Source organism: Streptomyces sp. S6, from assembly GCF_054880855.1.
In genome coordinates, this window is record NZ_JBTYMC010000293.1 from 1 (window position 1) to 8364 (window position 8364).

The window sequence follows — 8364 nt, forward strand, 5'->3', positions numbered from 1 at the left end:
GCCGTACGGGGCGCGCAGGGGCTCCCGGAGGCGCTGGACGACCTCGCCGCGCGCGCGGGGCTGCCGCCGGGGCGTCCGCCGCGTCCCGGGTGGTGGCCGGTCGCCGTGTTCGCGCAGGCGTCCATGACGGTCCTCCAGATCGTCGGCGGGCTCTGGCTGGTCGCGCAGATCGCGGGGGTGACGGCGCCCAATCTCGGGGTTCCGGTGCTGCTGATGGTCGTCGGGATCGTCGGAGGGCCGCTGGTCGAGTGGAGTTGCCGGATGGCCGCGCGCGGGCCCGCGCGGCGGTACGGGCAGGACGCGGAGCGGCGGCTGCGGGAGGCCGCTGCCGGGTGCGGGCGGGCGAGGGTGCTCGATCCGGTGGCGGCGGAGCTGTTGCGGTACCGGGAGGTGAGGGAGCAGTACGGGCGGGTCGTGGGGGTGGGGGGCCGGTAGGGCCGGCCTCGGGGAGGGGTGCGCGGCGGTGGCGATGCCGGTGGGTGTCGGCGCCGCCGCGTTTTCGGTGTGGCCGCGATTCGGCGGGAGAGGGTTGTCATGAGCCTGACTGTGCGGGGTCACGGAGGGTGATCCGGACAGGTGGTCCACAGGCCGCGTGACGCGGGTTCACTCGATGGAGTGACCGGGTTTTCCACAGGGTGGGGGTTGTCCACAGGGCCGGGCGGGGGACTCGCGGCCGGCGCAGTCTGGCCCCACGGCGATCGCGAAGGGCGTGGTCGCCTCGGAGGGGAGAACGCGATGAACGAGGTCACGATGTCCGCGGTGGGGAACGTCGCGACGCAGCCCGTCTACCGGGAACTCGCGAGCGGGGGCTCGGCGCGGTTCAGGCTGGCGGCGACCGCGAGGTACTGGGACCGCGAGAAGAACGAGTGGGTCGACGGCCACACCAACTTCTTCACGGTGTGGGCCAACCGGCAACTCGCCGTGAACGTGGCGGCGTCGCTGTCGGTCGGGGACCCGGTGGTCGTGCAGGGGAGGCTGAAAGTGCGGGCGGACATGCGCGACGGGCAGAACTGGATGTCGGCCGACATCGACGCGGTGGCGATCGGACACGATCTGGCGCGGGGCACCTCGGCGTTCGTCAAGGGGGCCAGGGCGGAGCCGGCGGGCGGGCGCGCGGAGCCGGAGTGGGAGGTGCGGGCGGAGCGGGAGGCGGTGAGTGTGGCGTGATGTCAGGAGGCGGGTGAAAAGGGCCGGTTGGGGCTTATCGATGGATCACGCCGTCCACGAGGTGGATCAACTGCCTTGAAAGGTGGTGGATTTGTCGATAACCCCGGCTCTCCGGCCGACCGGAGTGATCTTGGGATAACGATTCCGATTCGGATCGGTTGCCCGACGATCTGACTGGGAAAGGGGCCGCGCCGCGTCTCTAGGATCGCGGCATAGTCCTCGTGGCTTCCGATTCTGCTGGTGGGGCCCCGTCCCCCACGTCAACGGGTCCCGCTCGAAGGGGAATTGCGTGCTTTCTTCGATCACCGTGCCGATCGCCCGAGGGCGAGGAGCGGTTCGCGCCGCCGCCGCGGCCCTGATGTCCGGCCTGGCCGCCGCCACCATCCTGGCCGGCGCGGGACAGGCCGCCGCCGACACCGCCACGCAGGGGCAGGGCGGGGCGACCGCGACCATAGGCGGACTGAAGGTCTACGGCGGCGCGGTGCTCCACGAGGAGAGCGGGGACCAGGAGATCCCGGCGGGCCTGTTCGAGATGTCCGTCGACGGCGGGGGCATGCTCCTGACGTACTGCGTCGACGTCTACACCCCCACGCAGAAGGACGCGAAGTACCACGAGACGCCGTGGAGCGGGACCTCGCTGGCCGCGAACAAGCGGGCGGGGCGGATCGGCTGGATCCTCCAGAACTCCTACCCGCAGGTGAACGACCTGACGTCGCTCGCGAAGAAGGCCGGGATCACCGGCGGGCTCACCGAGCAGGACGCGGCGGCGGGCACGCAGGTCGCGATCTGGCGGTACTCCGACGGGGCCGACGTCGACGCGGTCGACCCGCAGGCCCGGCAGCTCGCGGACTACCTGGAGAAGGCGGCCGGTGACGCGGCGGAGCCGTCGGCGTCGCTGACCGTCGACAGCCCCGCGGTCTCCGGGAAGCCGGGAGGACTGCTCGGGCCGGTGACCGTGCACACCGGCGCGGGCGCGGTGTCCGTGACGCCGCCGCCGGACGCCGCGATCACCGGGGTGAAGGTGGTCGACGAGGACGGGGAGCAGGTGACCGCGGCGGCCGACGGGAGCCGGCTGTACTTCCAGGTGCCGCCGAAGGCGCCCGCGGGGTCGGCGCAGGTGACGCTCCAGGCTTCGACGACCGTGCCCGTGGGGCGGGCGTTCGTCTCCGAGGGGCGCAGCCAGACGCAGATCCTCGCCGGGTCCAGTGAGTCGACGGTGTCCGCGACGGCCGTCGCGAGCTGGGCCGGGGCCGGGGCCGTGCCGGCGCTGTCCGCCGCGCGGGACTGCCTCAGGAGCGGGCTCGACATCACCGCGGCGAACAAGGGCGACCAGCCGTACACGTTCACCCTGCTCACCGCCGAGTACACGATCGGGGCGGGCGAGACCCGTACGGTGACGGTCCCCCTCCAGGAGGACCAGCTCTACGACTTCACCCTCACGACGCCTCAGGGCACGTCCCCCCGCTTCACCGGCGTCCTCGACTGCAAGACCCAGTCCCACACGGTGTCCAACCTCACCACCCAGACCTACAGCGACCCCACCCCCGCGACGGTCCTCCCCACCACCCCGACCAACCTCGCGGCCACCGGCACGGACAGCACGACCCCGCTGATCGCCGGGACCGCTATTGGGCTGGTGCTCATCGGGGGGACGGTGTTGGTGCTGACGGCTCGGAAGAAGCAGGGGGTGGGGGAGTAGGGGGGGATGGCGGAGGCCTGCGTGGGTGCTGCATCGGGAGGATGGGCGAGACGGGGCTGAGGGCGGTGCACGGGGCCGGTGGGGTGGGCCGAGGGGCGCGGGTGTCGTCGGGCTCCGGGGGCCGGGGGAGCTGGGGGAGCCGGGCGTGTACGTGGCCGGTCCGGTGGGCTGGGGTGTCCGGAGCCTCGGCTCCTGTGGCGGAATCGGTCACCGGGATCGGGCGGGCCTGCCGATGAGCTGGGGTGGTGGAGGGGCTGTTTCCCGATAGGGGAGGCCGATCACGGGGGCGCCGTCGGCCGGCCTGTGGCTCGGCGCGCGGAGACGGTGGCCTCCAGGCGGTCCCCGGGGGGTGGACCAGGTGGAGTGGGGGCTCTCATCTGGTGGCGGTGATCGCCTATGGGAACCAGGGTGCTGTTTGAGAGGCCCTGGGCCGGTCGGGGGCCGGTGAACGACGACGAAAGACGACCGATGACGACGGGTACCGGGAGCGCGCCGGATGTTCCGTGGCTGGTCAGAGGCCCCGGCCATACGCGTTTCCCCCGAGTGGTGGACGTACGGCAAGATGGGGTGTATCTGCCCACTGCCAAATTCACGCTGCCGGACGGTTTCTCTTGGCTGAGTACATCTACACCATGCGCAAGACGCGCAAGGCCATCGGCGACAAGGTCATCCTCGATGACGTGTCGCTGAACTTCCTCCCCGGCGCGAAGATCGGTGTGGTCGGGCCGAACGGGGCGGGCAAGTCGACGATCCTGAAGATCATGGCGGGGCTGGACCAGCCGTCGAACGGGGACGCGTTCCTGTCCCCGGGGTACACGGTCGGCATCCTGTTGCAGGAGCCGCCGCTGAGCGAGGGCAAGACGGTCCTGGAGAACGTGCAGGAGGGCGTCGCCGAGATCAAGGGCAAGCTCGACCGGTTCAACGAGATCGCCGAGCTGATGGCGACGGACTACAGCGACGCGCTGCTCGACGAGATGGGCAAGCTCCAGGAGGAGCTGGACCACGCCAACGCGTGGGACCTCGACGCCCAGCTGGAGCAGGCCATGGATGCCCTCGGCTGCCCCCCCGGGGACTGGCAGGTCACGAACCTGTCCGGTGGCGAGAAGCGCCGCGTGGCGCTGTGCAAGCTGCTGCTGGAAGCCCCCGACCTGCTGCTCCTCGACGAGCCCACCAACCACCTCGACGCGGAGTCGGTGAACTGGCTGGAGCAGCACCTCGCCAAGTACGAGGGCACCATCGTGGCCGTCACCCACGACCGGTACTTCCTCGACAACGTCGCGGGCTGGATCTGCGAGGTCGACCGCGGTCGCCTGCACGGCTACGAGGGCAACTACTCGAAGTACCTGGAGACCAAGGCCACCCGCCTCAAGGTCGAGGGCCAGAAGGACGCCAAGCGGCAGAAGCGCCTCAAGGAAGAGCTGGAGTGGGTCCGCTCCAACGCCAAGGGGCGCCAGGCCAAGTCCAAGGCACGCCTCGCCCGCTACGAGGAGATGGCCGCCGAGGCCGACAAGATGCGGAAGCTGGACTTCGAGGAGATCCAGATCCCGCCGGGCCCGCGCCTGGGCTCCATCGTCGTCGAGGTCAACAACCTCTCCAAGGCGTTCGGTGACAAGGTCCTCATCGACGACCTCAGCTTCACCCTCCCGCGCAACGGCATCGTCGGCGTCATCGGCCCGAACGGCGCCGGCAAGACGACGCTGTTCAAGATGATCCAGGGCCTGGAGACCCCGGACTCCGGCACGGTCAAGGTCGGCGAGACCGTCAAGATCTCCTACGTCGACCAGAGCCGCGAGAACATCGACCCCAAGAAGTCGCTGTGGGCCGTCGTCTCCGACGAGCTGGACTACATCAACGTCGGCCAGGTCGAGATGCCGTCCCGCGCGTACGTCAGCGCGTTCGGCTTCAAGGGACCGGACCAGCAGAAGGCCGCCGGCGTGCTCTCCGGCGGTGAGCGCAACCGTCTCAACCTGGCGCTCACCCTCAAGCAGGGCGGCAACCTGCTCCTGCTCGACGAGCCGACGAACGACCTCGACGTCGAGACGCTCTCCTCCCTGGAGAACGCGCTCCTGGAGTTCCCCGGCGCGGCCGTGGTCATCTCCCACGACCGCTGGTTCCTGGACCGGGTCGCGACGCACATCCTCGCGTACGAGGGTGAGTCGAAGTGGTTCTGGTTCGAGGGGAACTTCGAGTCCTACGAGAAGAACAAGGTCGAGCGGCTCGGCGCCGACGCCGCGCGTCCGCACCGCGCCACCTACAAGAAGCTGACCCGGGGCTGATCTTGCGGCACATCTACCTCTGCCCCCTGCGCTGGTCGGACATGGACGCGTACGGGCACGTCAACAACGTGGTCTTCATGCGCTACTTGGAGGAAGCCCGCATCGACTTCCTGTTCCGGCCGGACAAGGACTTCAAGCAGGGGTCGGTGGTGTCGCGCCACGAGATCGACTACAAACGGCAGTTGGTCCACCGGCACGCGCCGGTCACCATCGAGCTGTGGGTCACCGAGATACGGGCCGCCTCCTTCACCGTGAGTTACGAGGTGAAGGACGACGACGTCGTGTACGTCAAGGCGGCCACCGTCATCGTCCCGTTCGACTTCGAGGCGGAGCGGCCCCGGCGGCTCACCGCGGAGGAACGGGAGTTCCTGGAGGAGTACCGGGACGACCCTCAGGGGGCCGTCGCCGCATGACGGTGCTCCATCTCGCCGACGAGGGGGAGGCGGCCGACCTCGCCGCCTTCCTCTCCCGGCTGTTGCGTTACGACCGCGGCGCCGCCGTCCGTCTCCAGGCGTCCGGCACCGCGCTGGCCGTCTTCGGACGGCCGCCGTCCTTCGAGGTGCTCGCGGTGCGGGCGGTACGGCTCGCGAAACCGTACGAGGACGGGATCGAGGCGAACCTCGATGTCACCGTCTCGGCGGGGGAGTTGCTGGAGAAGGTGGACGAGGACGCCGGGACCGTCGGCGTGCCGGGTGCGGTAACGGGCCCGCCGTGGGCCGGAGTTCTGCCGCCCAAGGGGGGCTGGCGGGCCGAGAGCGGGTTGCCGTCCGCCGAGGAGTTGCGGGCGCTGGTCGCCGAGGTCGTCGGTGAATTCCGGCGGCGTACCGAGGAGTTGGCCGCGGAGCGTCGTACGCGGGCCGAGTTGGACCGGATCGGGCGGGAGGTGTGGTCCCGGGCGGTGGGGGCGACTGGGCTTCCTGTGCGGGCCGTTCACGCCGCGCAGGCGCTCGGGTTTCTGCGGCCCTCCACCCGGGAGGTGAGCCTGCTCTCCTCCGGGGCGTGGCTGCGGCTGCGCACGGCGTACGGGTCGATCGCCGTGCGGCGGGCGGGACTTGGGGAGTTCGGGCTCAGCGTGAAGTGAACCGGCGTGTCACTCGGGGGCGTTGACCATCGACGCCGCCGCGTACGTCAGGTACTTCCACAGGGTCGCCTCGTGGTCCTCGGAGAGGTTCAGGGAGTCGACCGCGTCCCGCATGTGCTTCAGCCAGGCGTCGTGGGCCGCGCGGTCGACGGTGAAGGGGGCGTGGCGCATGCGGAGGCGGGGGTGGCCGCGGTTGTCGCTGTACGTCGTCGGGCCGCCCCAGTACTGCATCAGGAACAGGGCGAGGCGCTCCTCCGCCGGGCCGAGGTCCTCCTCCGGGTACATCGGCTTCAGCAGGGGGTCCTCGGCGACGCCCTCGTAGAAACGGTGGACGAGGCGGCGGAACGTCTCCTCACCGCCGACCTGCTCGTAGAAGGTCTGCTGCTGGAGGGTGCCGCGCCGAATCTCGTTCACGCTCCCATGGTCTCAGATCGAGGGGACCAGGACTTGGGGCTTAGGACCTGTCGCCGGTAGGCGGCTTCGGGGGCACAGTGGGGGGATGGGTGTCCGGGAGTTGGTGCGGGTCATCGAGGAGCGTGGGGGGTTCGTGGGGGAGCCTCGGTGGCGGGAGGCGTTCTTGGCCGTGCCCCGGCATGTGTTCGTGCCGTACTACTACGTCGCCGGGGCGGGCGGGTATCGGCGGGTGTGGGGGGAGGACCCTGATCCCGAGGTGCGGGAGCGGTGGGCTCGGGGGGTGTACGAGGATGTGCCGCTCGCGATCCGGGTGCGGGACGGGGAACTGGTGTCGTCCAGCAGCCAGCCGTCCCTGATGGCGCTCATGCTGGGGGCGCTGGGGGTGCGGGACGGGGACCGGGTGCTGGAGATCGGGGCCGGGAGCGGGTACAACGCGGGGTTGCTCGCGCATCGGCTGGGGGATCGGGGGGTCGTCAGCATCGACCTCGAACCGGAGATCGCCGAGTCCGCGCGGCGGCATCTCGCGGTGGCGGGGTACCGGCCTCGGGTGGTGGTGGGGGACGGGGCTCGGGGGGTGCCGGACGGGGCTCCGTACGACCGGGTCGTCGCGACCTGCGGGGTGGGGAGTGTGCCGTCGGCCTGGGTGCGGCAGTGTCGGGCCGGGGGGACGGTGCTGGTGCCTTTGGCGACGGGGCTGGTCGTCTTGAGGGTCGTGGGGGAGGGGCGGGCCGAGGGGCGGTTTCTGCGGACGCCGGCCTATTTCGTGCCGTTGCGGGGGGTTTCTCGGGAGGAGTGGAGGGAAGGGGGTGCGGACGAGGACGGGGTGCGGTTTCTCGTCGCGCTCACCCAGGGGGTGCTGGGGAGCGGGGAGGCTCGGGAAGTGTGGGAGAGGGAGGGCAGGCCGGGGCGGGAGCGGTATGGGGTGAGCGTGGGGGAGGGGAGGGCGTGGGCCTGGCTGGATTCGCCGGAGGGGGCGTGTATGTGGGGGTTGCGGTGAGGGGCCTGAGGGGGTGGGGGGTGCGGTTGTTCGGCGGGTGCGGGTGCGTTGTGGCTGGTCGCGCAGTTCCCCGCGCCCCTGAAAGATGCGCCGTTCCCCGCGCCCCTAACCGCAAAGAGCGGGGCCGGCGCCGGGTTCCCGGCTGTCTGCCCCGCTCCTGCAACGCTGCGTGCGCTACCGCGCTGCCGCTCAGCTTCGCCTGATCGTGATCGTCGTCCAGGCGCCCACGTGGACCTTGTCGCCGTTCTGGAGGGGGACCGGGACGAAGGGCTGGATGGGTTCCTCGCCGTTGTTGACCGTGGTGCCGTTGGTGGAGTTCTGGTCGACCACGGCCCAGGTGCCGTCGGGCTGTTGGACCAGGACGGCGTGCTGGTGGGAGACGCCGGGGTCCTCCGGGGGGACCGAGAGGTCGATGTCGGGGGTCTCGCCGGTGGAGTGGCGGCGGCGGCCGATGGTGACCTGGTTGCCGGTGAGGGTGCGCTGCTGCTCGGGGGAGTAGGCCGGGAGGTTGAGGCCGGTCGCCTCGGGGCCCGAGCGCTGCATCATCGCCATGAAGTAGTCACGGTCGGGGGCGACCGTCGCCGTCCAGGTGCCGCCGGGCTGTCCGGGCTGGGGGTAGCCGTAGCCGCCTGCGGGTGCGCCGGAGGTGGGCGGGGATATCACCCAGTCGTCCTCGGCGCCGCCGAACGCGGGGCCGGGCGGGGTGCCCGGCGGGGTGCCGGGCTGGTTG

At 71.0% G+C, this 8364-nt stretch carries 8 protein-coding genes and 1 pseudogene; 7 read left to right on the forward strand and 2 right to left on the reverse strand.

Annotation, left to right across the window (positions count from 1 at the left end; translation table 11 throughout):
• The 6 genes and pseudogenes from ACVNF4_RS28685 to ACVNF4_RS28710 form a co-directional block, all read left to right on the forward strand.
• Positions 1-435 (forward strand): annotated as a pseudogene (locus tag ACVNF4_RS28685) (ATP-binding protein); the annotation flags it as partial.
• A gap of 300 nt (positions 436-735) precedes the next feature.
• On the forward strand, positions 736-1167 hold the full coding sequence (locus tag ACVNF4_RS28690) for a single-stranded DNA-binding protein (protein ID WP_461805790.1): 432 nt from the start codon (positions 736-738) through the stop codon (positions 1165-1167).
• A gap of 289 nt (positions 1168-1456) precedes the next feature.
• The gene (locus ACVNF4_RS28695; protein WP_461805791.1) at positions 1457-2866 is read left to right on the forward strand and encodes a TQXA domain-containing protein; all 1410 of its coding nucleotides are present in this window, start codon (positions 1457-1459) and stop codon (positions 2864-2866) included.
• 611 nt (positions 2867-3477) lie between these two features.
• On the forward strand, positions 3478-5142 hold the full coding sequence (gene ettA / locus ACVNF4_RS28700) for an energy-dependent translational throttle protein EttA (RefSeq protein WP_461805792.1): 1665 nt from the start codon (positions 3478-3480) through the stop codon (positions 5140-5142).
• 2 nt (positions 5143-5144) lie between these two features.
• Positions 5145-5555 carry an acyl-CoA thioesterase gene (locus tag ACVNF4_RS28705; RefSeq protein WP_461805793.1) on the forward strand — a complete coding sequence of 137 codons (411 nt, stop codon included), beginning with the start codon at positions 5145-5147 and terminating at the stop codon, positions 5553-5555.
• Entirely contained in the window at positions 5552-6223 is a 672-nt protein-coding gene (locus ACVNF4_RS28710) for a hypothetical protein (protein WP_461805794.1), read from the forward strand. Before ACVNF4_RS28705 ends, ACVNF4_RS28710 begins: the two co-directional genes overlap by 4 nt.
• Before the next feature lie 9 nt (positions 6224-6232).
• Here ACVNF4_RS28710 and ACVNF4_RS28715 read toward each other — a convergent pair whose 3' ends face one another.
• Positions 6233-6637, reverse strand: a complete 405-nt coding sequence (locus tag ACVNF4_RS28715; protein WP_461805795.1) for a globin — start codon at positions 6635-6637, stop codon at positions 6233-6235.
• Positions 6638-6722: 85 nt separating this feature from the next.
• Here ACVNF4_RS28715 and ACVNF4_RS28720 point away from each other — a divergent pair, with 85 nt between their 5' ends.
• Positions 6723-7634, forward strand: coding sequence for a methyltransferase domain-containing protein (locus ACVNF4_RS28720; protein ID WP_461805796.1), 912 nt, complete (start codon positions 6723-6725; stop codon positions 7632-7634).
• 189 nt (positions 7635-7823) lie between these two features.
• On the opposite strand, the gene ACVNF4_RS28725 is transcribed toward ACVNF4_RS28720, so the two are convergent.
• Positions 7824-8364 (reverse strand): FHA domain-containing protein (locus tag ACVNF4_RS28725; RefSeq protein WP_461805797.1); only part of this gene is annotated, 541 nt, incomplete at its 5' end.

Bases quoted from the DNA above. Each gene is read 5' to 3' on its own strand.
- ACVNF4_RS28690 (WP_461805790.1), top strand. From the start codon at position 736: ATGAACGAGGTCACGATGTCCGCGGTGGGGAACGTCGCGACGCAGCCC.
- ACVNF4_RS28710 (WP_461805794.1), top strand. From the start codon at position 5,552: ATGACGGTGCTCCATCTCGCCGACGAGGGGGAGGCGGCCGACCTCGCC.
- ACVNF4_RS28720 (WP_461805796.1), top strand. From the start codon at position 6,723: ATGGGTGTCCGGGAGTTGGTGCGGGTCATCGAGGAGCGTGGGGGGTTC.